Consider the following 25417-nt stretch of genomic DNA (forward strand, 5'->3'; position numbering starts at 1 on the left):
CATGGACGCACGGCCGCCCGCGCGTGTCGCGATCCGACACTCCCCCGAGGGGCGGCGGTACCACCCCAAGGAGGCGTTACACGTGACCGAGGACCGCACGCCCGCAGTGGCCGAGAACCCCGAAGCCGACGGCGGCGACGAGCCGCAGCAGTTCAAGGGCCGCAAGAACGGCCTGTACGGCGAGGTCTCCGACGAGCTGGCCGCCTCGATGAAGACCGGCTGGGCCGACACCGACCTGCACGGCCTCGTCCCGGTCGCCCAGGCCGCGTACGCGGCCGAGCGCCGCGCCCGGCTCTCCGCCGCCTACCCCGGCGAGCGGCTGGTCGTCCCGGCCGGCAACCTGCGGGTGCGCTCCAACGACACCGACTACAGCTTCCGCGCCTCCAGCGAGTACGTGCACCTCACCGGCGACCAGACCGAGGACGCCGTGCTCGTCGCCGAGCCCACCGGCGACGCCGGCCACGAGTTCGCCCTCTACCTGCTGCCCCGCTCCGACCGCGAGAACGGCGAGTTCTGGCTGGACGGCTACGGCGAGCTGTGGGTCGGCCGCCGCAACAGCCTGGGCGAGCAGGAGCAGCTGCTCGGCCTGCCGGCGCGTGACGTGCGCAAGGCCGCCGAGGAACTGGCCGGGCGCACCAAGGACTCCGCGGTGCCCACCCGGATCGTCCGCGGCTACGACGCCGGCCTGGAGGACACCCTGGCCGACGTGCTGGACGCCGACCGGGACGCCGAGTTCAAGGAGTTCCTGAGCGGCCTGCGGCTGGTCAAGGACGAGTGGGAGGTCGGCGAGCTGCGCGCCGCCTGCGACGCCACCGTCAAGGGCTTCACCGACGTGGTCCGCGAGCTCGGCCAGGCCGTCGCCACCTCCGAGCGCTGGATCGAGGGCACCTTCTGGCGCCGCGCCCGGGTCGAGGGCAACGACGTCGGCTACGGCACCATCGCCGCCGCCGGCCCGCACGCCACCACGCTGCACTGGGTCCGCAACGACGGCGACGTCCGCCCCGGCGAGCTGCTGCTGCTGGACGCCGGCGTGGAGACGCACACCCTCTACACCGCCGACGTCACCCGCACCCTGCCGATCGACGGCCGCTTCAACGACCTCCAGCGCAAGATCTACGACGCCGTGTACGACGCCCAGGAGGCCGGCATCGCCGCGGTGAAGCCCGGCGCCCGCTTCCGCGACTTCCACGACGCCTCGCAGCGCGTGCTCGCCGAGCGCCTGCTCGCCTGGGGCCTGCTGGACGCCTCGGCCTACGACGTCGACAAGGTCCTGGAGCTGGGCCTCCAGCGCCGGTGGACCCTGCACGGCACCGGCCACATGCTCGGCCTCGACGTCCACGACTGCGCCCACTCGCGCCGCGAGGAGCACGCCGACGCACTGCTGGTGCCCGGCATGGTCCTCACCGTCGAGCCCGGCCTGTACTTCCAGCAGGACGACCTGACCGTGCCGCAGGAGTACCGCGGCATCGGCGTCCGGATCGAGGACGACATCCTGGTCACCGCCGACGGCAACGAGAACCTCTCGGCCGGCCTGCCGCGCCGCGCCGACGAGGTCGAGGCCTGGATGGCCTCGCTGGCCTGAGCCACGCACCGAGGGCCCGGCCTCCCCGTGGTGGGGAGGCCGGGCCCCCGTGTCACTTGGTGACCTTGACGGAGATCTTCTTGTCGCCGAGCACGGTCAGCTTGCTTCCGTTGTACGGAAGCGTCACCTGCGCCGAGACCGGCATGTCCCCCGGGCCGTTCCCGGCGCCCAGGGTCAGCCGGTAGGTGACCTTCCTGGTCTGCCCCGGGGCCAGGGAGAAGAACGACGCCTGGTCCGCCACCGCGTAGCCCATGTCGCTGCCCGGCCCCATCGACACCGGCCTCCAGGTGTCGCCGTCCTGACGCTCCAGCTTGCCGTCGTTGGGCGCCTGCACGACCTGCACCGGCGGCGAACCCGGGTAGGGCTCCGTGACGACCAGTGGCTGCAACTGGCCGTAGGTGTTCTGGCTGGTGTTCCGGAAGGTCACCGAGAAGGTGACGACCGAGCTCCCCGCCGTCAGCTGCTGACCGGCCGCCAGGCCGTCGAAAGCGACCGTGATGTCGTTCCGGTTGGCCTCCGTGGGCGGCGTCTGGCGGCCGCTCAGGTCGAGGGTGTTGACGATCGTCATCAGTCCGGGCTGGTAGTCGGCCTTGAGGCCGATCGCCGAGACGGACACGAAGTCCTTCGGCAGGGCCCACATCTGGGCCGTGAAGGCGTCGCCGCCGCAGTTGATCTGCCACTGCGACTTGCGTGCCGCACGGCCTGCAACCGTGGGTGTGCTCTTGGTCGGGCCGACACTGTCGATCTGTCCGTTCCTGGTGAGCGTGGGGGAGTAGGCCCACGCCGGGCACCAGGGCTGCGGGGACCATCCGGTGTCGGAATCCAGGTAGGACGGCCCCGGCCAGACCTGCGGCTCCTGGTCCGTGACCGTCAGAAGCACGCCGTGCGGCAGGCAGTCCCCGGCCGAGGCGTCCTGCGGAGCACTCGGGCTCAGGATGCAGAGGCTGTTCGCGGACGGATCGGGATTGACGGCCCGCCAGCCTGGCGGGATCTTGAACCTGGCGCCCCGGAAGGGGTACGTCGTCCCGGCCGGCGCGGTGGTGGCCGGGGTGGTGGCGGGGGTGGTGGGCGGCGCCGTCGTCCGGGTGCCGGCCGACGTCGGGTCGGAGAGGGGGGCGACGGTCCCCGGGTCGGCGGCGGGGCTGCCGGTGTCCGGCGAGGTGGCCGTGGGGGTCGGGGCGGCGGTCGGCTCGGGGGACGGGCTCGGCGAGGTCGTCATGGTGGCGGCCGGTGGGGGGACGTCCTGCTTGGCCAGCGGGTCGCCGTGGAAGGTGAGCAGGCCGATCGCCAGCGAAGCGGCCAGCGCGAAGACCGGCACGGCGGTCAGGTAGACCGGGCGCAACCGCCGCACCCGGCCGCGCGGAGATCGCGCCGGGCGCAGGGTGCGCGCGGTGATCAGCGAGGCGCGGGCGTCCATCGCCTCGCGCAGCAGCCGTTCGGTCGCCGTCTCGGCCGGCCCGTCACCGTCTCGGCCTCCGCTCTCGCGGCCGGGGAGCTTGTCGGTCATCGAACCTTCTCCAGATGCTTTTCCAAGGCGTCCAGGGCCCGGCTGGCGGTGGACTTCACGGCACCCCGGGACAGCCCCAGGGTCTCGGCGATCTGCGCCTCCGACAGGTCGGACCAGTAGCGCAGCACCAGCACCTCGCGCTGGCGGGGGGTCAGCTCCTGCATGGCCGCGAGCACCCTCCGGTGCTCGTCGTTGAGCACCGCGTGGTCCTCCGCGGAGGCGGCGTCGGGCTCGTGCGGCGGGACGTACTCGCGGGCGGTCTTCCGGCGGCGCAGCATCGACCGGGCGCCGTTGACCACCGCGGTGCGCAGGTAGCCGAGCGCGTTGTCCAGGTCGTCCAGGTGCTCGCCGTACCGCTGGTAGAGCTGGGTGAAGGCCTCCTGGACGACGTCCTCGGCCAGGTCCTGGTGGTCGACCAGGAGGACGGCCATCCGCACCAGGCCCAGCCGGTGGGCGTGGTACAGGTCGGTCAGGGTGGGCCGGTCCTCCGCGGGCCTGCGCCCGCCGCGCAGCAGCCGGAAGCCGGAGCGGCGCTGTACCGACTGCTCGTCGCCCGGGCCGGCGGACACCTCGCCGGCCTCCTGCGCGCCGAACAGCACGGCGACCACTGCGCGAACGGAGAAACCGCGCCCCCTCGTCGGCCCGGCGATCGGCCCGATGGCCATGGACATGCGCGTTTCCGCTTTCCCCCGGGACGGTGGCGGCTCTCGCCGGACCGTCAGGACTCCTGATCAAGATCGTGATCGGGGAGATCCTGACAGCCACCCTCGGCCCGCCTCTCTCCGCCCCCGTACCAATGGACGTGTGACCGGGGTGGAGGTTGCAGGTGGATCCGAGGAAGATTCCCGGGCGGCCGAAACGGCTACACTCACCGCCATCCCGCCACCCGTCAGCAGGGGGTCCGCATGGCCGAGCAGCACGTCGAGGGCCCGGTCGACACCGGGCCGGGCCCGGTGCCCGTCGTCATCGGCCCCCGCCCGGAACCGGTGCACCACGTCGCGGTGTACGCCTTCGCGGGCATGGCGCCCTTCGAGCTCGGCGTGGTGGTGGAGGTGTTCGGCCTGGCCCGGCCCGAACTGGGCGGCCTGCTGGCAGCGCCCTGGTACGGGCTGAAGGTGTGCGCCGACCGGCCCGGGACGGCGCTGGACGCGGTGGGCGGGTTCGCGCTGACCGCCCGGCACGGGCTGGACGACCTGGCCGCGGCCGACACGGTGGTGGTCCCCGGGGTGCCGAACGCGTTCGGCGGCGCGGTCTCCCCCGGGCTGGTCGCCGCGCTGCGGACGGCACACGAGCGCGGCGCCCGGATCGTCTCGATCTGCTCGGGCGCCTTCGCGCTGGCCGCCGCCGGACTGCTGGACGGGCGGGAGGCGACCACCCACTGGCGGTACGCCGACCTGCTCCAGCAGCGCCACCCGGACGTGCGGGTCAACCCGGACGTGCTGTACGTCGACAACGGGAACGTGCTCACCAGCGCGGGCAGCGCCGCCGGGATCGACCTCTGCCTGCACCTGGTCCGCCGCGACCACGGCGCCAAGGTGGCCAACAGCGTGGCCCGCCGCTTCGTGGTGGCGCCGCACCGGGACGGCGGGCAGGCCCAGTTCATCGAGGCCGCCGTCCGCCCGGTCGACGAGGAGGACGACGGGGTCGCCCGCAGCATGCAGTGGGCGATGGGACACCTGGCGTCCCCGCTGACCATCTCGCTGCTGGCCCGCGCCGCCCGGATGTCGGACCGCTCGTACCTGCGGCACTTCACGGCCCGCAACGGCACCAGCCCGATGCGCTGGGTCGTCACCCAGCGCATCGCGGCCAGCCTGCCGTTGCTGGAGTCACCGGAGGGGACGGTGGAGGAGATCGCGGCGGCGGTCGGCTTCGAGAGCGCCGCGACCTTCCGCCACCACTTCGGCCGGGTGATGCGCACCTCCCCGACCGCCTACCGGCGCTCCTTCGGGCGCGGGGTCGCGTAGCCCCCTCGGCCACGCGGCCCGGCATCAGGCTGTTGTCATGCCTTCTCGTGCCGGTCCGCGTTGGCGAGGATGGCGTCGTGCAGCCACTGCGCCAGGCCCGGGGCGAGGTTCTCGTAGGTGGTGGTCCACCTCGGGTCCGAGACGTACAGCCCGGCCAGGCCGCGGTGGACGGTGAACGTGCAGTCGTAGAAGTTCCGGCGGATGTGCTGCCGGTGCGCCTCGGCGAGGTCCGCGGCGGCGGCGCCGTCGGCGGGTTCGCCGGCGGTGAGCGCCTCGACCAAGCGGGTGTTGAGGTCGGCCATCTCCGCCTGGATCCGCTGCCAGTCGGCCTTGTCGTAGCCGCCGGTGCGGCGCTGCGACTCGGCCCAGGCCGCGGTGTCGCCCCAGCGCTGCTCGGCCTCCTGCTCCCACTCCTCCTGGTAGCCCTCGCCGAAGATCTCGAACTTCTCCTCCGGGCTCAGCTGAATGCCCATTCTTCGTGCCTCCATGGCGTGTTCGACGGCTGTGGCGAGGTCCTGGAGGTGCCTGATCCGGTCGGTCAGAAGCCGGTGCTGCCGCCGGAGGTGCTCGCTCGGGCTGACCGAGTCGTCGTCCAGGATCGCCGCGATCTCTTCCAGGGGGAACCCGAGTTCGCGGTAGAAGAGGATCTGCTGCAATCGGTCGAGGTCGGCGTCCTGGTAGCGGCGGTAGCCGGTCCGGGTGCGGCCCGCGGGGGACAACAGGCCGATCTCGTCGTAGTGGTGCAGGGTGCGGACGGTCACCTTGGCGATCTTGGCCACGGATCCGACCGAGTAGCCCTCGCTGCTCATCCGGGTTCTCCCTTCGTGCTGACCACCAGCCTCCGCTCTCACGCCGCGTGAGGGTCAAGCCGTCCTCGGGAGGGAGGGCCCGGCGCTGTGCCCGCGCCCGCGCCCGCGCCCGCGCCTGCGCCGGTCAGGCTCCGGTGCCGGTCAGGCTCCGGTGCCGGTCAGGCTCCGGTGCCGGTCAGGACGCGTTCGCGCCGCCGGGAGGAACGGCGCCGCCCCTCGCCGTCCGCCGGGGTCCGCGGGCGGCGCGTCTGCTGGGTGGGCCAGAACAGCACGTACGCGGCGGAGACCACCACGAAGGCCAGCCGGACGAAGCCGCGGCCCGCGTCGGACGGGATGAACAGCGTCCCGCCGTACAGCGCGGCCAGCGCTATCCAGCTCCACCACGGGACGAGCCGCTTCTGCCCGACCGCGTCCCAGAGCAGGGTGCCGAGCAGGATCGAGGCCGTGTAGTAGGTGTACACGCTCGGGTCGAGCAGGATCCGCGCGTCCGCGCCGAGCAGCACCACGGCCGGCCAGCGGCCGCGCCAGACCGCGATGGTGCCGAGGCCGAGGCCGAGGGCGAACTGGGTCGGGCGGTCCCACCAGGGGGTGGCCGGGTCGGTCACCCCGAACCAGCGCAGTGCGGAGGCCGGCTGGTTGGGGATGGTGAACTTGGCCGCGGCCAGGGTGTCCAGATTGCCCAGGTAGAACGGCAGCCAGGCGATCGCCACCAGTGCGACGAACCAGATCGCGCTGCGCAGCCAGGCGGGCCTGGGCAGCGCCAGGATCAGCGGGGCGAAGGCGATCGCCCAGGGCTTGGAGTCCACCGCCAGCGCCAGGTAGACGCCGACCATGGTGGGTTTGCCGCGGGCCAGGGCGTGCACGGCGAGGGTGGTGAAGAACAGCGCCAGGACGTCGTCCAGGTGCGCGAAGCGGACCGAGACCTCGACCCACATCGGGATGAACGCCAGTCCGGCGATCAGCAGGCGCTGCTGGAGCCGGCGGTGGTTGGTACCGGTGCCCAGGTAGTACAGGGCGGCGGTGCGACCGATCAGGACCAGCATCACCAGGCCGAGCCCGGACATCGCCGCCTCGGCGATCAGCTGGCCGGTGTGGGCCGAGAACGGGGCCGTGAGCCGGGCCACGGCCAGGCTGACCGGGCCGATCTGCAGTTCCGGGTGGTGGGCGTAGAGCGCCAGCCCGCCGTCCGGGTGGTCGCTGAAGAGCAGCTGCTCGCCCTGGCGCAGGTAGTGCCAGGAGAAGCCGCCGCTGGGCTCGACCAGGAAGAACCAGAGCACCGTCCAGGCCACCAGCAGAACGTGGTGTCTGCGCAGCGGCAGCCCCGCGATCCGCCCGGTCGCCGACTCGTAGTCGGTGGCCGCCCGTGCCGTGCGTGATCCCCGCACCTGTCCCTCTCCCCGCCGGTTCCGCCCCCCTCCGGCCGGACATCCTATGTGACGCAGGTGTCCCGCCCGCGCCGCCCGGAGGTCCGTCGAACGGACGGCCGGGCGGCGCGGGCGGTTGTCGGGCGGGTACCGCCTCGGTGTAGCGGCTGGAGCGTGCCTTGCGGCCGCGGTCAGCCCTGCTGGGCCGACTTGCGGCGGCGCAGCACCACGAGGGTGCCGACACCGGCGAGCAGCACGGCGCCGCCGGCCACGGCGATGGCGGTGGTGTCGTCACCGCCACCGGTCTGGGCCAGGGCCTTGTCGCCGTTGTCGGCGGCGGCCTTGGCCTTGGTGACGGCGGCCGGGGTGAGCGGCGGCGGGGTGAGGGTCGGGACGGCCACCGGGAAGTCGATCGGGCCGGCGGTGTCGCCGTTGCCGTCAGCCGGGGCCGGGGCCGAGGTCGACGCGGAGGCGGAGGCGGAGGCGGAGGCGGACGGCTCGCCCGTCGTCGGGGTGGTCGGCGGGACCGAGGTCGGCGGCGTGGTCGGCTCGGCGCTCGGGGTGGCCGAGGTGGAGGGGGTGGCCGAGGTGGAGGCGGAGGCCGTCGGCGACGTGCTCGCGCTCGCGCTCGCGCTCGCCGAGTGGGAGGCCGTCGGCGAGGTGCTCGCGGTCGGCGAGGTGCTCGCGGTCGGGCTGGGCTTGCCGGTGTGGCTCGGGCTGATGGTCGGGCTCGGCTTGCCGCCGCCGCCCGCCTTGATCACGAAGCCCGCGCCGCGGACGCCGTCGCAGCTGAGGTGGCCCCCGTCGACCGGCTCGTGGCTCTCGTCGTCGAGCTCGGCGGAGAACACCACCGGGACGACGCCGGCCCGGCCGAGCGGCGCCTCCGAGGTGAAGGAGACCCGGACCTTGATCGAGAAGCTCTTGCCGCGGTTCACGACGAGCAGGTCGTCGTCGGTGGGGTTGCCGTCCGGGCCGAGGGCACCGAGCAGGGTGAGGACGGACTTGTCCTTGTCCTCGCCGCCGTCGGCGGCGACCGCACCGGTCTGCCACTGGCCACCGGGCAGCTGGTACTGGACCTTGAGGTCCTTCGCCTTGAGCGAGCCCGCCTTGTTCTTGAACTTGAGCAGCGGGAGGAAGAGGAAGTCGTGCTTCGTCGAGTTGTCGATCTTGAAGGTGAAGTCGCGGGCGTCGCCGCCGGCGATGAAGGTGCCGGGCACGCCGTTCACCGAGAGGTCGAGGCTCTGGTGGGAGGCCTTGCCGGCCGCCTGCGCGGCGGCGGACGGGGAACCGGTGGTGCCGACGGCCGTGGCGCCCTGGGCGCCGGACAGCACGAGCGAGGACGCGAGCGCGGCGACGCCGGCAAGGGCAAGACTGCGACGTATGGACAAGGGAGACCTCACGGAAGAGTCCGGGCGAGGCCCGGGGCGCGGCGGGGCGGGCGGCCGTGGACGCCTCTGACCCCTCGCGAAGCTTGAAAGTCCGACGGAGATTACCGAAGGATCCGGCCACTCCGGAAGGCGGGTGTCACGCTGGGGACCGCTCACGGGACGGGAGTGCCCGAATCGCCCAATTCCGTCCTGCGGTAAGGCTTTTGCTCTTTACCGAAAGATGACCGGAGGGTGACGGGTACACGCCCGGGGGACCGTATCGCACCGCCTCGCGTGGCGTGAAGCGATCGGTCGTGTGAACGTCCGGCGAATGACCGGGTGAATGTCCTGTGAGGGTCGGTGCGAACGCCTTGTGCGCGCCGGTGCGAACGTCCGCGCGAGCGCCCGCGCGAGCGCCCGCCGGAACGGGTGCGCGGGCTCAGCCCGCGAAGAAGGACTTGGCCGCGATCAGCGCCCGCTCGTCACGCAGCACGTCCCCGGGGCGGGTGCCGTTGCCGAGCAGCGCGCCGCCCCAGCGCATCCCCATGTACTCGGCCGTCAGCCGGAGCGTGCCGATCAGCGGTTCGGCCTTGTCGTCCTCGGTGGCGAGGGCCGTGACGCCCCAGATGGTGCCGCCGCGCATCCGGGCCCGGAAGGCCACCCCGGGCTGCCGGAGCCAGGACGACCAGTGGTCGAGGTAGAGCTTCGCGCTGGTCGGCAGCGAGTACCAGTACAGCGGTGCGACGAAGACCAGGTCGGTGGCCGCCAACGTGGCGTCCAGCAACGTCCGTTCGTGACCGACCGGCTCGGGGTAGCGGCCGCCCTCGACGTGCCGCAGGTCCTCGAAGGGCGGCAGCGGGTGCTCGCTCAGCCGCAGCCAGCGCTGCTCCGACCCGGCCGGCAGGCTCGCCTCGACGGCCAGCCGGGCGAGTTGCTCGGAGTTGCCGCCGGCGCGCGCACTGGCGTCGAGGAACAGGAAGGCGCGCGGCGTCTCGGCGCCCGTCGGCTGGTCGGCCATCGGAACTCCCCCGGTCGGTGGTGCGGATGCAGGTGCGAGCACCCCCCGCGCCCTGGTTATTCCGCTTCTGGCGCCCGGGAGTTCACTCGGGCAGGCCGGCCCGGCGCCGGGCGACGGCCGCGACCGCCGCCCAGTCCTTGTCCGCGTCGCCGTGGGCCAGCGCGTCCAGGAAGGCGTCCCGCAGGATGCCGGCGAACGGGAGCGGGACGTTCCGCGCGGCCCCGGCCTCCAGGGCCAGGCCGACGTCCTTGAGGCCCAGTGGCAGCCTGAACCCGGCCGGCTCGTAGCGGCGTTCGGCGACCATCGCGCCGTAGCCGGAGTACACCGGCCCCGGAAACAGCGTGCCGGCGAACATCTCGACCAGGTCGGTCGGCCGGACGCCGTGGGCCTCGGCCAGGCTGCACGCCTCGGCCATCGACTCGATCGCGCAGGCCAGCAGGAAGTTGGTGCTGATCTTGGCGGTGTTGGCCTGTCGCGGGAGCGCACCGAAGTGCCAGGTGCGCTCCCCCATCGCGGCGAACAGCGGCTCCGCGCGGGCCAGCAGCTCCGGCGCGCCGGCGGTCAGGATGTTCAACCGGCCGGCCGCCGCGACCGGCGGACGGCCGAGGACCGGGGCGGCGAGGTAGCCGATGCCGTGCTCGGCGTGCAGTGCCTCGGCGCGCTCGGCCAGCCCGACGGAGATGCTGGCCATGTTGACGTGCAGGGTCGTCGCGGCGCCCGCGAGCAGGGCGGGGTCGAGCAGCAGCCGTTCGACCGCCTCGTCGTTGGCGAGCATGGAGACCACGGTGTCGGCGGCGTACACCTCGGCGAGCGTGCCGGCCGCCTCGGCGCCTTCGGCCACCAGAGCGGCCACCGGCTCGGGCGAGCGGTTCCAGACCCGGACGGCGTGACCGGCCCGCAGCAGGCTGCCGGCCATGCCCCGCCCCATCGAACCCAGCCCCACGAACCCGATCGTCGCCCCGGCCATCGCGCACTCCCGTCGCCGTCACCGTCACCGCACTGCGGATGACTGTACGTCAGGAAGGGCTGCCCTCCCGCGTACCGGACGGACTCACGCGCAGGCGCGCTCCGGCAACCGGACGCGGCCGCGTTCCAGTTCGGTGACCACCCGGTGGCTCAGCAGCTCGTACTGGGCCTGGAGCCGACCGGGGCGGGCCGGGCGGGCGACCGGACGGCCGGGGCTCACCAGTTCGTCCGGCCCGAACTGCTCGCGGGTGAGGTCGATCTCGATGCCGGTGGCGAAGCGGTTCCACCAGTGCAGATCCGTCCGGATCCCGCCGACGTGCACCTCGCCCATCATCAGCTCACCGCCGAGCAGGTCGTGCACCACCATCGCCGTCACCCCGCACTGGCCGCGGGCGGGATTGTCGGGACGCCAGTGGGCCAGATCCTCGGGCGCACAGGTGTCGACACCCCAGGAGGAGCGGATCGCACGTTCGATGTCGTTGAGGGTCCACGCCGTCATACCGGGAAGCCTGCCATGCACCACTGACAGCGGCACCGGCTTTTCAGAGGGCCACCCCGTGTTCTGCGGAGACCTTCTCGATCTTCACCCGAACGAGCAGTTCCCCCGGCACGCCGTTCCGGGCCCCGTACTGCTCCGCGACGTCCTCCCCCATGTACCGGGCGGCGATCCGGGTCGCCCAGGCGCGCACCTCGGACAGGTCCTCGCTCAGCCGGGCGGTGCCCTGCACGAGAACGTACGCGAAGGGCGGCCGGTCGTCGTCCACGCAGATCATCACCCGACCGTCGCGGGCCAGGGTCCGGCCCTTGACGGTGCCCGCACCGGTGTTGAAGACGAGCTCGTCGCCGTCCAGCAGGAACCAGACCGGCGCGACGTGCGGGCGGCCGTCGGCCCGGGTGGTGGCGAGCTTGGCGGTGCGGGTGCCCTCGGAGAGGAACGCCCGCCACTGGTCATCGGTCATCGTCGGCATACCGCCCATCCTGGCCGGTCGGCCCGCCCCGCGCATCAGGGGACGGGCAACCGGCCAGGGGTCACTTCGCCAGTGCGGCGACACCCGCCTGCGCGAACTGCTCGTCCAGGTCGCCGCTCGGCGCACCCGCGACACCGATCGCCGCGACCGGGGCGCCCTTGGACTGCACCGGGGCGCCGCCCGCCAGGAACAGCGTGCCCGGGATGTCCTTGAGGGTCGGGGCCTGGGCCAGTCGCCTGGTCAGCTCCGAGGTCGGCGCGTTCCAGGAGACCGCCGTGAACGCCTTGCGCTGCGCCGACTCCGGGGACTGCGGGCCGGCGCCGTCGCCCTTGAGCAGCACCCGGGTGACGCCGTCCCGGTCGACGACCGCGACCGAGACGCGCTGGCCGGCCTTGGCCGCCGCGTCCAGGGTGGCCTGGGCGGCGCGGGTCGCGGCGTCGATGGTCAGGCCGGTGCTCTGGGCGAGGTTCCTGTTCTGGGCGTCGACCTTCACCGCGGCCGGCGCGGCCGGGGTCTCGGAGGTCTCGGCGCTGGCCGAGACGGCGCCCACGGTGGCGGCGAGCGCGGCGGCGGCGAGGGTGCCGGTCAGCACCCGGGTGCGCACGGAGATCTTCTTCATGGTCCAGCTCCTCAGCGGATCGGCGAACGGGATCGGGGCCGCCGGGCGGCAGGGGGTCCGCCCGGCTCCACCTCGATCCTCCGGCCGGGGCGGGGCCCGCCACATCGGCGCTCCGGCGCGACCGCGCGGGCATGATGGAGGACAGCCCCGTCAACCGATCGGCTGATGCGGGACCGGGCCGACCGGGCCACCATCGAGGGATCGGTGCAGGTCGGTGCAGGTCGGTGCGCCGGGGCGGACCGGGAACGCCGAGCGCACCGGGAACGCCGTCGAGGCGGCCGGTGCCCGTCCGGGTGCCGATCTCCCGCCGAGGCGCCCAGGTGCCGATCGCCCGTCCAACCAGGAGCCACCCGTGCAGCAGCCCCGCCCCGCCGCCGGTCACGACGCCGGCGACCCGGACGCGGGCCGCCTGGCGGTGCTGCTCGACTCCGCCTTCCTGCTGCTGCTCGCCGCCTCGCTCAGCCGCTACCTCACCCACCACCCCGGCAACCCCCGGATCCCCTGGGTGATCGGGCTGAGCACCGCTCTCGCCCTCGCCCAGCCGGCCGGCTCCTGGCTCGCGCACCGCCGCCCGTCACCGTCACCGTCACCCTCACCGTCACCAGCGACCGCAACCGCGCCCGGGGCTGAAGCCGCGCCCGGGGCTGAAGCCGCGCCCGGCAACCGGGTTCCGCGGCGGCGCCGGTGGCCGCTGGCGCTGGTGGTCGCGCTCTGGGTGGTGCTGGTGCTGCTCGCGCCGAGCTTCGCCTGGTGCGCCGTCCCGCTGGTCTACACCGCGCTGCGCACGCTCACCGCGCGGGCGGCGATCCCGCTCGTAGCGGCCCTGACACTGCTGGTGGTGATCGCCGAGCTCCGGCTGGCCGGCGGGGCGGACGCCACCCTCGTCCTGCTGCCGTTCGCGGTGGCCGCGCTCGCCACCGGCGTGTTCCTGTTCATGGACCGGCAGGACGCCCGGCAGCGCGCCCTGATCACCGACCTGGTCCGCACCCGGCGCGAACTCGCCGCCACCGAACGGCGGGAGGGCACCCACGCGGAGCGCGAGCGGCTGGCCATGGAGATCCACGACACCCTGGCCCAGGGGCTGTCCAGCCAGCAGATGCTGCTGCAGGCCGCCGAGCGCACCTGGGACACCGAGCCGACGACCGCCCGCACCCACGTCCGGACCGCCGCCGAGGTGGCGGCCCGCAACCTCGCCGAGGCCCGCCGCTTCGTCCACGACCTCGCGCCGGCCGAACTCGCCGACGGCCGTCCGCTCGACCAGGCGCTGCGCGCGCTCGCCGGACGGGAGGCCGCCGAGAGCGGTCTGCCGGTCCGCTTCCACCTGGACGGCACGCCCGTCCCGCTGCCCGCCGCCGCGCAGTCCGCGCTGCTGCGGATCGCCCAGGGCGCGCTGGCCAACGTCCGGGAGCACGCCGGTGCGTCGGCCGCGGCGATCACCCTGTCCTACCTCGGCGACCAGGCCGTCCTGGACGTCGCCGACGACGGGCGGGGCTTCGACCCGGGCGCGGTCGGGGCGGCCGGCGGCCGCGGGTACGGGCTGCCCGCGATGCGCGCCCGGCTGCGGCAGTTCGGTGGCACCCTGACCGTGGAGAGCACCCCCGGCGAGGGCACCGTCGTCTCCGCCGCGATCCCCCTGGAGCACCGATGAGCGAACGAACCGGACCCGCCCCCGTCCGGCTGCTGGTCTGCGACGACCACGCGGTGGTCCGGGCCGGCCTGCTGGCGCTGCTCGCCAGCGCGGGCGACATCGAGGTGGTCGGCGAGGCGAGCACCGGGGAGGAGGCGGTCGCGCTGGCCGCCGGGCTGGCGCCGCAGGTGGTGTTGATGGACCTCCAACTCGGCGACGGCATCGACGGGGTGGAGGCCACCCGGCGGATCACCGCCGCCCCGGGCGGCCCGCACGTGCTCGTGCTCACCACCTACGACACCGACGCCGACATCACCCGGGCGATCGCCGCGGGCGCCACCGGCTACCTGCTGAAGGCCGAGCGGCCGGAGGAACTGTTCGCCGCCGTGCACGCCGCCGCGCGGGGCCGCACGGTGCTCTCGCCGCCGGTCGCCTCCCGGGTGATGGCGCAGATGCGGGCGCCCGCGCCGCAGCTCACCGAGCGCGAGCAGGACATCCTCGCGCAGCTGGGGCAGGGGCTGGGCAATCGGGAGATCGCCCGGGCGCTGTTCATCAGCGAGGCCACCGTGAAGACCCATCTCGGCCGGATCTACGACAAGTTGGGGGTGGACACCCGGGCCGGCGCGGTGGCCGTGGCCAAGGAGCGCCGGCTGCTGCGCTGACGGGCCCTCACGTACGACCGGCCCGGCCCGCCGGTGGACTCACTCCGTGTCAGCCTGCCGGAGCACCGCCGGACGCATCCGCTGCGCTCAGCGCTCGCGCGGTGTCACTGCGTGCTGCCATGATGCTCGGAATGTCGGATTCCAGCACGGCCCGCGCCCGGTCCGCCGCCCGTACCGGAGTCCGTCGCGCGCCCGCCGAACGGCCGCCGGGCGTCCTGCCGGACCTCAATCCGCTGGTCCAACGCTTGGCGGGACCTTACGGGCCGACCATCACGTTTGTGGATTTTTCGTGGATCTCACTATTGACAAACCAACCACGCGGTTTGTTAGCGTGATACCACGACGTCCCCGGGGGTGGGGGCTCGCCGGGGCCTGTGCGGACCGCTCTCGCCGGAGGGTGCTGCCAGGGGGGAACGGCGGGGCTGCCGGGGAGTCGGGGGGAGCGGCAACGCGAAGCCGCGCAACGAGGCGGTGCGGAGCGAGTCCGGGGGGACTCGCTCCGCGCCTCCCCTGCGTCCGCGCCCCTCAGCCGCCCCCAGCACCTTCCGGTTCTTCCGACTCTTCCGGTTTCTTCCGCAGCCGGACAGGGCCCGGCTAGACCATCGCGCTCCAGTACGGGCAGCACACGTTCGGCAGCGGCGCCGGGCCACGACCACCGGCGCCCTGCAGTGCCGGCAACCGCTCCGAGCGGGCCACCCCGGGCGAGCTCGCGGTCAGCCCGGCCTCTCCCAACTCGCCGAACGTCAGAGCCAGTTGATAACCGTCCAGGGTGGCGGCGGCGACTCCGGGGCGGCTCCGGCCGGCGTTCAGCGAAGTGATCGTCCAGCCGCGCTGCCGCCAGTGCCGCTCGACCGCCTCCACCAGTGCCGGCCGCCGGACCGCCGAGACGATGGTGAGGATGTCCCGCCCCCGGGTGACGTACCAGCGCAGGTCCGGGTCCCGCCCCGGCAACGGCAGCCGCGCGCCCGCTCTGGGCGCCGCCCCCTGCCAGACCGGCGCCGGCCGGACGGCGTCCAGGGTGTCCTGCAGCAGTGTCTCGCAGCGCTCGGCGGCGTCGAGCTGATCGACCGCCGGCGTCGGGCCGGGCCACCGGGCGGGCGGCACAGCCGGCACACCGCCTCGGCTTCCGCCCGGGAATCCGACGTTCAGTTCGGCACCACCTGGCTGCACTGGTCCCCTCCGCGCTCCTCCCGGCGTTCAGACCGGGCCGGGATTCCGTCACTGCTTGGACGGTGGACGTGGACGGACAGTTCCGCCTCTTACCGTTCCCACACCCTCCTCCGCACCCCTTCCGCACGCCCCTCCCAGGGCGAGTTGGCAGGAGCAACTGGCGGTGTGCCTCGGATTCTCAGTCAGGGGACGGATGTTGACGGTCGGTTTTCGACGGGAACTATGCTCACGGTCGGAAGTACGGGGGGCCTTGAGGTGGACGACGGGCCTCCCGTGCGCCCCTGGCGGGTCAAGTCGCTTTTCGGGAGCTCTCATTGGGTCACGGTGTGTACCGACGGGGCGACGATCGCTACTCGGATTCGTCGGACGGACAGGCACCCGCAAGGGATCCCCTGTCCCGCCTCGCCAAGGCCATCGTGGTCATGGTGACCCTCGGCTTCTTCACCGCCTCGGTCGTGGCCACCATCCGCAACCGCGACGGCTTCTCGTACCAACTGGCCGCCGTCGTGGTCCTCTTGGTTCTGCTCGGCTTCCAGCTCCTGCACGCCGGCCCGTGGCGCCACAGACGGCCGTGGTGGCCGTGGAGCCTGCTCGCCCACGGAGTGATCACCTACCTGCCGTTCCTGGTCTTCGGCGGAGCGTGGGTCGGCATCCCCGGGTCGTTCGCCGGATCGATACTGCTGACCGTCGCCGCGCCCAGGTCCTGGATCCTCTTCACCCTGCTGGTGGCGGGCCAGTACCCGATCTACGCGGCGCTGGGCGACAACGCCGGGCAGTGCCTCAACGCGAGCGTCTCCACGGCCGCGGGCGGAATCGTCGTCTACGGCGTGGCCCGACTGGCCGACATGACAGCGGAGTTGCGGGCGGCCCGCACCGAGTTGGCGGAGCGCGCCGTGGACCAGGAGCGGCTGCGCTTCTCGCGGGACCTGCACGACCTGCTCGGCTACAGCCTCTCCGTGGCGGCACTGAAGTGCCAGCTCGCCGAACGGACCGTACTGGAGGACCCTCAGCGCGCCCGGGCGGAGATCTCCGAGGTGCTGACGATGGTGAGGCAGGCGATGTCCGACACCCGCTGGATCTCCAGCGGCGATCTCCAGATGTCGCTGGCGCGGGAAACCCGCTTCGCCGCCTCGGCGTTGCGGGCGGCCGGCATCAGCGTGGAGGTCGACCTGGCCTACGGCGCCCTGCCGCCCGAGCACGACGCCGTCCTGGCGACGGTGGCGCGGGAGGCCGTCACCAACATGCTGCGGCACAGCGCGGCACGGCGCTGCGAGATCCGGGCCGTCAGGGGCGAACTCGGCGATGTGCGCCTGGTGGTGTCCAACGACGGCGTCCTGGCGGAGGGCGTCTCGGCGGAGCCGGGCGGCGGCCAGGGCATCGACAACCTCACGGAACGGTTGCTCGCCGTCGGGGGACGGCTGACCGCGGAGGAGGGCGAGACCGGCTGGTTCCACCTCTCGGCGGTCATCGCGGCCCCGCAGACCAGGACGACGTCCAGGGCCGGCTGACCGTGCGGTCGTGGCCGCGCGGCGCCCGGCGGCGACGGCCACGACCGCACGGCGCCCGCTACTCCCGGAGTCCCATGGCCTCGACCGGTTCCCTGCGCAGCGCCAGCCGGGTGGTCAGCAGTACGGTGCCCAGACCCAGCAGAGCCGCCCCGCCCAGCACCGCGGCCGCCCAGGCCGCGGATACGGACGGCCAGGCCGAGCCGGTGAGCGCGAGACTGACGGGCACCAGGACGGCGGCGGTGACCGCGGCGCCGAGGGCGAGGGCCACGCCGACCGTGATGCCCCCCTCCCAGGCCATCATGCGCAGGATCTGACGGCGGGTGGTGCCCACCAGGCGCAGCAGGGCGAACTCGCGCAACCGCTCGGTCGTGGCCATCACCAGGGTGTTGACGACGGCGATGGCGGTGAAGAGGCTGATCATGCCGAGGAGCAGCCGGCCGACGGCCGTGGCCGACTCCTGCCGGTGCCTGCGGGCGTCGTCGTACGCGGCCCGGTCGCTCGTACGGGCCATGGGGTAGGCGACGGTGAGGCTCTGGAGCTCCCGGCCGACCTGCTGGGGGTCGGCGTCGGGGGCGGAGCGGACCAGGACCGTCGGCGCGAGGGGGTTCGGTGTGTGCGCGGCGGCGAACTCGGTGGGGATGAGGGCGTCGGCGAACCCCAGGTCGCGGTCGTAGACGGCGACCACCGTGGCGGTGCTCTCGCCGCCGTCCGTCCAGCCGATCCGGAGCTTGGCGCCGACGCCCGCGCCGAGTCCGGAGGCGGAGCGCTGCCCCAGCGCGACGGCGTCCCCGCGCAGTTGGTCCAGCGAGCCCGCGGTGACCCCGGGATCGAGCAGCTCGGACAGGTCGGTGGAATCGACCACCCGGGCGCTGACGCCCCGCGAGCCGGTGGTGCCGGGCGATGCGTTGGACACCATGGTCATGGCGGGTACGACCCCGCTGACCGCTTTGACGCCGGGCAGTCGGCGGGCCGCGGCGGCGAAGTCCGGCGGGAGCCCGACACCGTCGGCCTGGACCACGTGGTCGGCCCGCAGCCTTCGGCCGTCCTCGACTCCGGCGGCCTGGGCCTTGACGCCGGGGACGAACAGCACCGTGCCGGTGAAGGCCACCGCCAGCACCAGCGGGGTGACGGCGGCGGCGAAGCGGCGGGGCTGGGCGCGCAGGGCCGCGGACGCGAGGAACCCCGCCACGGGGAAGAGCCTGCCCACTGGTCCACCGATCACCACACCGGCGACCCGCCCGATCACCGGTCCGAGCAGCGCCACCCCCAGGAGCAGCAGCAGGACCATGCTCTCGGCCGTGCCCGCCCCGCTCCGGCTGCCCGTGGAGGACACCAGCACCACGGCGCACGCGGCGAGCGTCCCGGCCCCGAGCACCGTCCGCACCCAGCCGATCCGCGGCGCGGGCGCAGCGGACTCGCGCAGGGCCTGGGTCGGTTCGACCCGGGACGCCCGGCGCGCCGAGGCCCACACGGCGAGTTGCGCGGTGACGACGACCCCGCCGACGACGGTCAGCAGTGCGGTGGGCCCGACGTGGAGCGGGACGTCGGAGCGGACCACACCGCGGTCGACGAGTACGCCGCGGAGCAGCGAGGCGACGCCGACCCCGACCGGGCATCCGACCAGCGCGGCGCCGAGGGTCAGGACCAGCGTCTCCATCGCGATCATCCGCCGCACCTGTCCCGGCGTGGCGCCCACCGCTCGCAGCAGGGCCATCTCCCGCAGTCGTTGCTGGACGGTGAACGCGAGCGCTCCCGCCACCACGAACACCGAGATGAACAGGGACAGGATGCCGACGGTCCCGGCGAGCGAGGCCAGGCCGTCCCCGGGCCCGGGTGTGCCCGAGAACTCCCGTTCGCCCCGCTGGTCGCCGGTGCTCACCTCGGGCCCGGACCAGAGCTCCGTCCCGGTGGCCGGGAAAGCCGTGGCGAGGACCTGTTCGACCTGCGCGGCCAGCGCCTGCGGATCGGCTCCGTCCCGTGCCGTGATGCCGATCGCGTCCGCGCCCTTGGTGGTGCCCGCGAGCCGGGCCGCCTGGTCGGGGCTGAGGAAGAGGGCGGCCTGACGGGTCAACTCCCGTGGGGGTGCGGCCAGTCCGGACACCGTGTAGGCACGGGGGGCGGTGGTGGTGGCCAGCCGCACGGTGTCGCCGGGCCGGAGCCCGCCGCGCGCGGCCGTCGCCTCGTCGAGGACCACCTCGTCGGGGCCGGTCGGCGGGTGGCCGGAGGCCAGACGGAAGGGGGCGAGGACGGCGCTGGCCCAGGAGTGCCCGAGGGACGCGCCGCCCTGCGGGCCGGAGAGGACCTGCCCCGATCCGGTGATCACGGCGGCGGGGAAGGAGACCTCCGGGGCGACGGTCCCGGCGCCGGGCAGTGCGGCCAGCTTTCCGATCAGCGGGTCGACGTCGGCCATCCGGGTCGAGCCACTGATCACGACCGGGGCCGCCGCGTAGCGTTCGGTGGGGGTGCCCGCACGCAGGGCGGACTCCAGCAGGACACCGCACGCGGCGGTCAGGACGAGGGCGAACGACAGCGCGGTGAAAGCACCCGCGAAGCCCGCCTTGCGGGCGCGCACCGTCTGCCAGGCCAGTAGGAGCATGCCGTTCAGCGCCTTCCCAGGTGGGTCATCCGGTCCGCGACCTGCTCGGGCGAGGGGCTGGCGAGTGCCTCGGCGAAGGAGCCGTCCGCCAGGAAGAACACCTGGTCCGCGTAGGAGGCGGCGACCGGGTCGTGCGTCACCATGATCACGGTCTGCCCCAGTCCGTCAACGACGTGCCGCAGCAGCCGCAGGACCTCCGTACCGGTGGTGCTGTCCAGGGCGCCCGTGGGCTCGTCCGCGAAGACGACCTCGGGTCGCGTCACCAGGGCCCGGGCGATCGCCACCCGCTGCTGCTGACCGCCCGACAGCTGGGTGGGCAGGTGCCGCACCCGGTCGGCGAGGCCGGTGCGGTCGAGGATCTCCCCCAGCCAGGCCCGGTCCGCCCGGCGCCGGGCCAGTCGCAGCGGCAGCGTGACGTTCTGCTCGACCGTCAGGGAGGGCAGGAGGTTGAAGGACTGGAAGACGAAGCCGATCCGCTGCCGGCGCAGGACGGTCAGCTCGGTGTCGCCGAGCGACCCCAGCTCCACGCCGGCCAGCCGGACCTGACCGGAGGTCGGACGGTCGAGCCCGGCGGCGCAGTGCAGGAACGTGCTCTTCCCGGACCCCGAGGGCCCCATCACCGCGGTGAACCCGCCCCGCCGGAATTCCATCGACACCTCGCGCAGGGCGTGCACGGCCCCCGCCCCGCGCCCGTACACCTTGCTCACCCCGTCGAGCCGCACCGCCAGGTCCGGCTCCGAAGCGGAATGGGCCTGTTCCGGATCACCGGAATCCGCAGTCCGAGAGAAAACGGGAATCCCCTCCTCGATGTGGCGCCCTGCCCTCGTTTACCGCGAGCCTAGCCAGATCCACATCGCCCGCCCGGACCGCCGGCGGCGCCCCAACAGCGCTCGGGGCGGCGGCCCCGGAGGCTTCTCCCCAGGTCAACAGGCCGCCAAGTCTGCTGGGCGGCCCGTCCGGGAGGGTCTGGACGTGGACAACCCATGGACACATCCATGCGAATCGCATGGGTCATCTCATGAATTACCCAGCAACCGAAAGGCCACCCGAATGTCGAGATCGCAACTGTGCGAAACAATCGGACGCCGACCTTCGGAATTCAACCGACAAAGCTTCCGGTCCGGCTTTCCGGACTTCCGGTGGTTCGCCCGCTACGTCCGGACCACCAGCAGCGACCCGCCGGTGCCAGGGCCCCATCAGGGGCGAGGGCCCACGGAGAGCCAGCCCATCTCCCCGGCGATCCGGATGGCGTCCACCCGGCTGCGTCCCCCGGCCTTGGTCACCGCGGCGGCCAGGTGGTTGCGGGCGGTTCCCGCCGAAATGAACAGCCGGGCGGCGATCTCCGTGACGGAGGCACCTTCCGCGGCCAGGCGCAGGGTGTCCAACTCCCTCGGCGTCAGCGGGTTCTCGCGCGCCCCGAGGGCGGCGAGCGCCAGCTCCGGGTCGATGGCGCGCTCGCCTGCGGCCACCTTTCTGATCGCCGCGGCCAGTTCCTGGGCCGGGGCGTCCTTGCCGAGGAACCCGAGCACGTGAACGGACATCGCACTGCGCAGATGCGCGGGTCTCGCCAGCCCGGTCAGGATGAGCGTCCCGCACGTCGGGAGCCTGTCGCGCAACTCGGCCGCGGCCCGGAGCCCGTCCAGACCGGGCATGTCGATGTCGAGCACCGCCACGTCCGGCCGGACCCGCAGCGCCGTCGGCACCACCAGGTCGCCGCGTTCGACGTCCGCGACGACCTCCAGATCGTCCTCGTACGCGAGGAGCGCCATCAGCGCGCTGCGCACCATGGTCATGTCCTCGGCCAACAGAACCCTGATCATCCGCGTCCTCCCCTGGCAGGCAACCGCCGCCCGCGCGGCTCCATGAGACAACAGGGCCGCGGGCAGCCCGTATCCGATTGATCCACCATGCGTTACCGCGAGCAGCGGAAACAACAGTGCGAACCCGATCGAACTACGGCCGAGCACCGTCGACGGGCCGTCACCGCTTGGGAAAGCTGAAGGTGTAGCCGTTGTCCTTGAACCACGGCAGGAGCTGTTCCAGGGCGGCGAGGGTCTGGGCGCGGTTGCCGCCGCCGTCGTGGAGGAGGATGGTGGGGCCGATGCGCAGCTGGGCCTTGGCGGTCTCGACGATCTTGTCGACGCCGGGGCGTTCGAAGTCGCGGGTGTCGGCGTTCCAGCCCAGGGGGCGCATGCCGTGAGCGGCGGCGATCTGGCGGCTCTCGGGGGTGAAGGCGCCGCCCGGGGCCCGGTAGTAGGGGACGGGGGCGCCGCCGGTGGCGTCCTGGATCATCGTCAGGCCGTCGACGATCTCCCTCTCCTGGTACGCGGCGTCCTTGTGGTCCATGGCGGTGTCGTGGCTGACGCTGTGGTCGCACAGGCGGTGGCCGGCGGCGACGACCTGCTTGGCGAGGTCGGGGTGGGCCTGGGCGTTGGGGCCGAGCATGCAGAAGACGGCCTTGGCGTCGTTGCGGGCGAGGACGTCGAGGATGCGTGGGGTCCACTGCGGGTCGGGGCCGTCGTCGATGGTGAGGTTGACGGTCTTGCCCGGGTCCTCGGACTGGCGGGAGATGCTCATGTCGACCACCGGCGCGGGCAGTGTCGGGTCCGGGGCCGTGGCCGTGGCGGCGGAGGCGGAGGCGGGGGAAGCGGCGGCGGCCGGAGAGCCGGCGGGCTGAGCGAGCCGCTCGGGTGCCTTCATCAGCGCCCCGGCGGCGCCCACCAGCGTCAGCGCCGCCGCGCCCAGCACCGCGGTCCGCAGCGCAGCGGTGCGCCGGCGGGAGGGCTGGGGCGTCCGGCCGACCCCGGGATACCAGCTCGGCGGGGTGGGGTCGGACGGCTTCGGTTCGCGGTGCTGGCGCACGGTGCTCCTCCTGCGGTGGCTCGGTGGGCCCGGCGACATCCCGGGACGGTGTGTCCCCACCGTCCGCCACGCGGTTGCGGGGCCTGTGAGCCGCGTATGAGCGTTTCGCAACAACGCGTGGCGACGCCGCGCCACGGCCGTGTTTCCGCAGGTGGAGGGCCGATACTGGCTGGCATGTCACGGGTACTGCTGATCGAGGACGACGACTCGGTGCGGGAGGCGCTCACGCTGGGCCTGCGCCGCCAGGGCCACGAGGTGCGCGCCGCCGCCTCCGGCGAGGAGGGGCTGGAGCGTGCCCACGCCGAACCGCCGGAGATCGTGGTGCTGGACCTGATGCTGCCCGGCATCGACGGCTTCGAGGTCTGCCGGCGGCTGCGCCGGGCCGGATCCACCCCGGTGATCATGCTGACCGCACTCGGCGACGACGTCGACACCGTCCTCGGCCTGGAGGCCGGGGCCGATGACTACGTGGTCAAGCCCGCCCAGTCCCGGGTGCTGGACGCCCGCATCCGGGCCGTGCTGCGCCGCGCGGGCGGCCCCGGCCCCGAAGCGGAGCGCGAGATCCACGGCGACCTGGTCATCGACCGGGCGGCGCTGACCGTCACCAAGCGCGGTGCCCCACTGCTGCTGGCACCCGGCGACCTGCGGCTGCTGCTGGAACTGGCCGCCGCTCCCGGGCGGGTCTTCAGCCGCGAGCACCTACTCGAATCCGTCTGGGGGCTCGGCCGCCAGGATGACATCCGGCTGGTCGACGCCGGAGTGAACCGACTGCGCGCCAAGATCGAGGACAGCCCGTCCGCACCGCGCTACATCCAGACCGCACGCGGCTTCGGCTACCGCTTCGGACCGCTGTGACCACCGACCCCCTACCCCGCCGGACCCGGCTGCGGCGCGCCGCCGCGGGCCTGCGGCCCCGGATGCTCGCCGCGTTCGTCGCCGTCGCCGCCCTGAGCGCGCTCGCCACCGCCACCCTCACCTACCGAGCCGCCACCAACTCCACCCTGGAACTCACCCAGGACACCACCCTGGACGAACTGCGCCGACGCGTCGACACCCTCGCCCCGGACCTTCCCTTCCCGCCGACCCAGAGCGAACTCGACAGGCTGGCCGGCCAGTTGTCCGGCACCGGCGGATTCCGCGACTGGCGCGTCCTGGCCGTCCACGGCACCGACCACTCCGAGTGGACCCAGCCCGTCACCGTCCCGCCCGCCCTGGAACGGACCGTGAACGCCGGCCACTCCGCCTTCCAGCGCTTCACCGCCGACGGACACCCCTGGCTCGCCACCGGCGTCCCCGTCACCGGGGCCGCCGCCGCACCCAACGCCCCCTCCGGCCTCACCGTCTACGCCCTGCTCCCCCTGGACCGCGAGCAGAGCGCCAGCAACGCCCTGCTCGCCGCCGCCACCGGAGCCGGCGCCTTCGCCGCCGTCCTCGCCGCCGCGCTCGCCCTGCTCGCCGCCCGCCAGGTCCTGCGCCCGGTCAGGGCGCTCGGCGACGTCGCCCACGCCCTCGCCCAGGGGAAGCTCGACACCCGCCTCACCGTCACCGGGCATGACGAACTCGCCCAGCTGTCCAAGACGTTCAACCACACCGCCCGCACCCTCCAGGGCACCATCGAGGAGCTGCGGGCCATCGAATCCCAGGGCCGGCGGTTCGCCGCCGACGTCTCCCACGAACTGCGCACCCCGCTGGCCGCGATGCTCGCCGTCACCGACATCCTCGACGAGGACGCCGAACAGCTCCCCGAGGACACCGCCACCGCCCTGCGCATGATCAGCAACGAGACCGTGCGCCTGACCCGGCTGGTCAACGACCTCATCGAGATCTCCCGCCTCGACGCCGGCGCCGCACCCCTGCACACCGAGACCGTCGACGCCCCCACCGCCGTCCGCGAGACCCTGGACCTGCGCGGCTGGAACGACCGGGTCGAACTCGACCTGCCCGCCACCCTGCCCGTGCGGCTCGACCCGCGCCGCTTCGACGTCATCGTCGCCAACCTCGCCGGCAACGCCCTGCGCCACGGCCGCCCACCAGTACGGCTCACCCTGCGCGGCGCGGAGGACGACCTCGTGCTCACCGTCACCGACCAGGGGACCGGCATCCCGCCCGCCGAACTCCCGCACCTGTTCGACCGCTTCTACAAGGCCGACAAGGCCCGCAGGCGCTCCGAGGGCAGCGGGCTCGGGCTGGCCATCGCCCAGGAGAACGCCCGACTGCACGGCGGCGTCATCGAGGCCGCCAACTCCCCCACGGGCGGCGCGGTGTTCACCCTCGTCCTGCCCCGCGGCCTCACCACGGAGGACCAGTGACCGCCCGCCACCGCCTCGCCGCCGCCACCGCCCTGCTCCTGCTCACCACCGGCTGCTCGATCCCCAGCACCGGCCCGGTGAAGAGCGGGCGACCGGCCACCGGTATCCAGCCCGGCACCCGGCTCTACTTCCTCGACCAGCACGGCACCCGGTTGGCCATCCGGTCGGGCACCCAGCGCGAGGACCTCCAGCAGACCCTGAACACCCTCGTCGCCGGCCCCGACCAGGCCGAGCAACGCTCCGGCCTCTACACCGGCCTGCCGCCCTCCGGCACCGTCCAGGCCACCGCCACCCCCGGCACCGTCACCCTGCGCCTGAGCTGGTCCACCGCCTCGCTCACCACCACCGCCGTCCAACAACTCGTCTGCACCACCGAAGACGCCCCGACCACCGGACCGCCGCCCAAGGTCTCCATCATCAGCAGCGATGCTCCCTCCGCCATCCAGCAGCAGTGCGACCTCCATCGCAACGCCTGACCCGCAGCATGCCGACGGGCCCGGCGCGCCACCCGTGGCGTGC

Annotated in this window: 23 protein-coding genes; 8 read left to right on the forward strand and 15 right to left on the reverse strand. The window is 73.6% G+C overall.

Annotated elements, in window-relative coordinates; translation table 11 throughout:
- Positions 1–82 precede the first annotated feature (82 nt).
- Positions 83–1582, forward strand: coding sequence for an aminopeptidase P family protein (locus ABT015_RS03990; RefSeq protein ID WP_350876526.1), 1500 nt, complete (start codon positions 83–85; stop codon positions 1580–1582).
- Between the two features lie 52 nt (positions 1583–1634).
- Here ABT015_RS03990 and ABT015_RS03995 read toward each other — a convergent pair whose 3' ends face one another.
- Together ABT015_RS03995 and ABT015_RS04000 are read right to left on the reverse strand one after the other, a co-directional pair.
- Entirely contained in the window at positions 1635–3089 is a 1455-nt protein-coding gene (locus tag ABT015_RS03995) for a hypothetical protein (RefSeq protein WP_350876528.1), read from the reverse strand.
- Positions 3086–3760: an RNA polymerase sigma factor gene (locus ABT015_RS04000; protein WP_350876530.1), complete on the reverse strand. Its 675-nt coding sequence runs from the start codon at positions 3758–3760 to the stop codon at positions 3086–3088. The genes ABT015_RS03995 and ABT015_RS04000 overlap by 4 nt, the downstream gene beginning before the upstream one ends.
- A gap of 315 nt (positions 3761–4075) precedes the next feature.
- Here ABT015_RS04000 and ABT015_RS04005 point away from each other — a divergent pair, with 315 nt between their 5' ends.
- Positions 4076–5053 (forward strand): helix-turn-helix domain-containing protein, encoded by a 978-nt coding sequence (locus ABT015_RS04005; RefSeq protein ID WP_502897264.1) that lies wholly within the window; start codon positions 4076–4078, stop codon positions 5051–5053.
- 35 nt (positions 5054–5088) lie between these two features.
- Here ABT015_RS04005 and ABT015_RS04010 read toward each other — a convergent pair whose 3' ends face one another.
- The 8 genes from ABT015_RS04010 to ABT015_RS04045 form a co-directional block, all read right to left on the reverse strand.
- Positions 5089–5862 (reverse strand): MerR family transcriptional regulator, encoded by a 774-nt coding sequence (locus ABT015_RS04010; RefSeq protein WP_350876534.1) that lies wholly within the window; start codon positions 5860–5862, stop codon positions 5089–5091.
- Between the two features lie 158 nt (positions 5863–6020).
- Positions 6021–7247 carry a hypothetical protein gene (locus tag ABT015_RS04015; RefSeq protein ID WP_402446522.1) on the reverse strand — a complete coding sequence of 409 codons (1227 nt, stop codon included), beginning with the start codon at positions 7245–7247 and terminating at the stop codon, positions 6021–6023.
- 170 nt (positions 7248–7417) lie between these two features.
- A complete protein-coding gene (locus ABT015_RS04020; RefSeq protein ID WP_350876536.1) occupies positions 7418–8614 on the reverse strand; it encodes an LPXTG cell wall anchor domain-containing protein in 1197 nt (398 codons plus the stop codon).
- 418 nt (positions 8615–9032) lie between these two features.
- Entirely contained in the window at positions 9033–9611 is a 579-nt protein-coding gene (locus ABT015_RS04025) for an NAD(P)H-dependent oxidoreductase (RefSeq protein ID WP_350876538.1), read from the reverse strand.
- Positions 9612–9693: 82 nt separating this feature from the next.
- Complete coding sequence (locus ABT015_RS04030) at positions 9694–10578, reverse strand: NAD(P)-dependent oxidoreductase (RefSeq protein ID WP_350876540.1); 885 nt, start codon at positions 10576–10578, stop codon at positions 9694–9696.
- Between the two features lie 84 nt (positions 10579–10662).
- Complete coding sequence (locus tag ABT015_RS04035; RefSeq protein ID WP_063348559.1) at positions 10663–11076, reverse strand: YunG family protein; 414 nt, start codon at positions 11074–11076, stop codon at positions 10663–10665.
- A 43-nt stretch (positions 11077–11119) separates the two neighbouring features.
- Positions 11120–11536 carry a PPOX class F420-dependent oxidoreductase gene (locus tag ABT015_RS04040; RefSeq protein WP_350876934.1) on the reverse strand — a complete coding sequence of 139 codons (417 nt, stop codon included), beginning with the start codon at positions 11534–11536 and terminating at the stop codon, positions 11120–11122.
- Positions 11537–11606: 70 nt separating this feature from the next.
- A complete protein-coding gene (locus ABT015_RS04045) occupies positions 11607–12164 on the reverse strand; it encodes a GlcG/HbpS family heme-binding protein (protein ID WP_350876542.1) in 558 nt (185 codons plus the stop codon).
- Between the two features lie 352 nt (positions 12165–12516).
- On the opposite strand from ABT015_RS04045, the gene ABT015_RS04050 reads away from it, so the two are divergent.
- On the forward strand, positions 12517–13812 hold the full coding sequence (locus ABT015_RS04050) for a sensor histidine kinase (protein ID WP_350876544.1): 1296 nt from the start codon (positions 12517–12519) through the stop codon (positions 13810–13812).
- Entirely contained in the window at positions 13809–14453 is a 645-nt protein-coding gene (locus tag ABT015_RS04055) for a response regulator (RefSeq protein ID WP_350876546.1), read from the forward strand. Before ABT015_RS04050 ends, ABT015_RS04055 begins: the two co-directional genes overlap by 4 nt.
- A 594-nt stretch (positions 14454–15047) precedes the next feature.
- Here ABT015_RS04055 and ABT015_RS04060 read toward each other — a convergent pair.
- Entirely contained in the window at positions 15048–15566 is a 519-nt protein-coding gene (locus tag ABT015_RS04060; protein ID WP_350876548.1) for a hypothetical protein, read from the reverse strand.
- 479 nt (positions 15567–16045) lie between these two features.
- On the opposite strand from ABT015_RS04060, the gene ABT015_RS04065 reads away from it, so the two are divergent.
- Entirely contained in the window at positions 16046–17131 is a 1086-nt protein-coding gene (locus ABT015_RS04065; RefSeq protein ID WP_350876550.1) for a sensor histidine kinase, read from the forward strand.
- A gap of 58 nt (positions 17132–17189) precedes the next feature.
- Here the strand turns inward: ABT015_RS04065 and ABT015_RS04070 are convergent, their stop codons facing one another.
- From ABT015_RS04070 to ABT015_RS04085, 4 genes are all read right to left on the reverse strand, one after another.
- Positions 17190–19727 (reverse strand): ABC transporter permease, encoded by a 2538-nt coding sequence (locus ABT015_RS04070; protein ID WP_350876552.1) that lies wholly within the window; start codon positions 19725–19727, stop codon positions 17190–17192.
- A 5-nt stretch (positions 19728–19732) separates the two neighbouring features.
- A complete protein-coding gene (locus ABT015_RS04075; protein ID WP_350876936.1) occupies positions 19733–20455 on the reverse strand; it encodes an ABC transporter ATP-binding protein in 723 nt (240 codons plus the stop codon).
- A gap of 468 nt (positions 20456–20923) precedes the next feature.
- Positions 20924–21547 (reverse strand): response regulator, encoded by a 624-nt coding sequence (locus ABT015_RS04080; RefSeq protein WP_350876554.1) that lies wholly within the window; start codon positions 21545–21547, stop codon positions 20924–20926.
- Between the two features lie 160 nt (positions 21548–21707).
- Complete coding sequence (locus ABT015_RS04085) at positions 21708–22589, reverse strand: polysaccharide deacetylase family protein (RefSeq protein ID WP_350876556.1); 882 nt, start codon at positions 22587–22589, stop codon at positions 21708–21710.
- 174 nt (positions 22590–22763) lie between these two features.
- Here ABT015_RS04085 and ABT015_RS04090 point away from each other — a divergent pair, with 174 nt between their 5' ends.
- The 3 genes from ABT015_RS04090 to ABT015_RS04100 are packed head-to-tail and all read left to right on the forward strand — an operon-like array spanning position 22764 to position 25374.
- Positions 22764–23444 carry a response regulator gene (locus tag ABT015_RS04090; RefSeq protein ID WP_350876558.1) on the forward strand — a complete coding sequence of 227 codons (681 nt, stop codon included), beginning with the start codon at positions 22764–22766 and terminating at the stop codon, positions 23442–23444.
- Positions 23441–24898, forward strand: coding sequence for a HAMP domain-containing sensor histidine kinase (locus ABT015_RS04095; RefSeq protein ID WP_350876560.1), 1458 nt, complete (start codon positions 23441–23443; stop codon positions 24896–24898). Before ABT015_RS04090 ends, ABT015_RS04095 begins: the two co-directional genes overlap by 4 nt.
- Positions 24895–25374, forward strand: a complete 480-nt coding sequence (locus tag ABT015_RS04100) for a GerMN domain-containing protein (RefSeq protein ID WP_350876562.1) — start codon at positions 24895–24897, stop codon at positions 25372–25374. The genes ABT015_RS04095 and ABT015_RS04100 overlap by 4 nt, the downstream gene beginning before the upstream one ends.
- Positions 25375–25417 lie beyond the last annotated feature (43 nt).

The sequence above is a fragment of the Kitasatospora sp. NPDC094016 genome (assembly GCF_040304045.1).
Taxonomy (GTDB): domain Bacteria; phylum Actinomycetota; class Actinomycetes; order Streptomycetales; family Streptomycetaceae; genus Kitasatospora.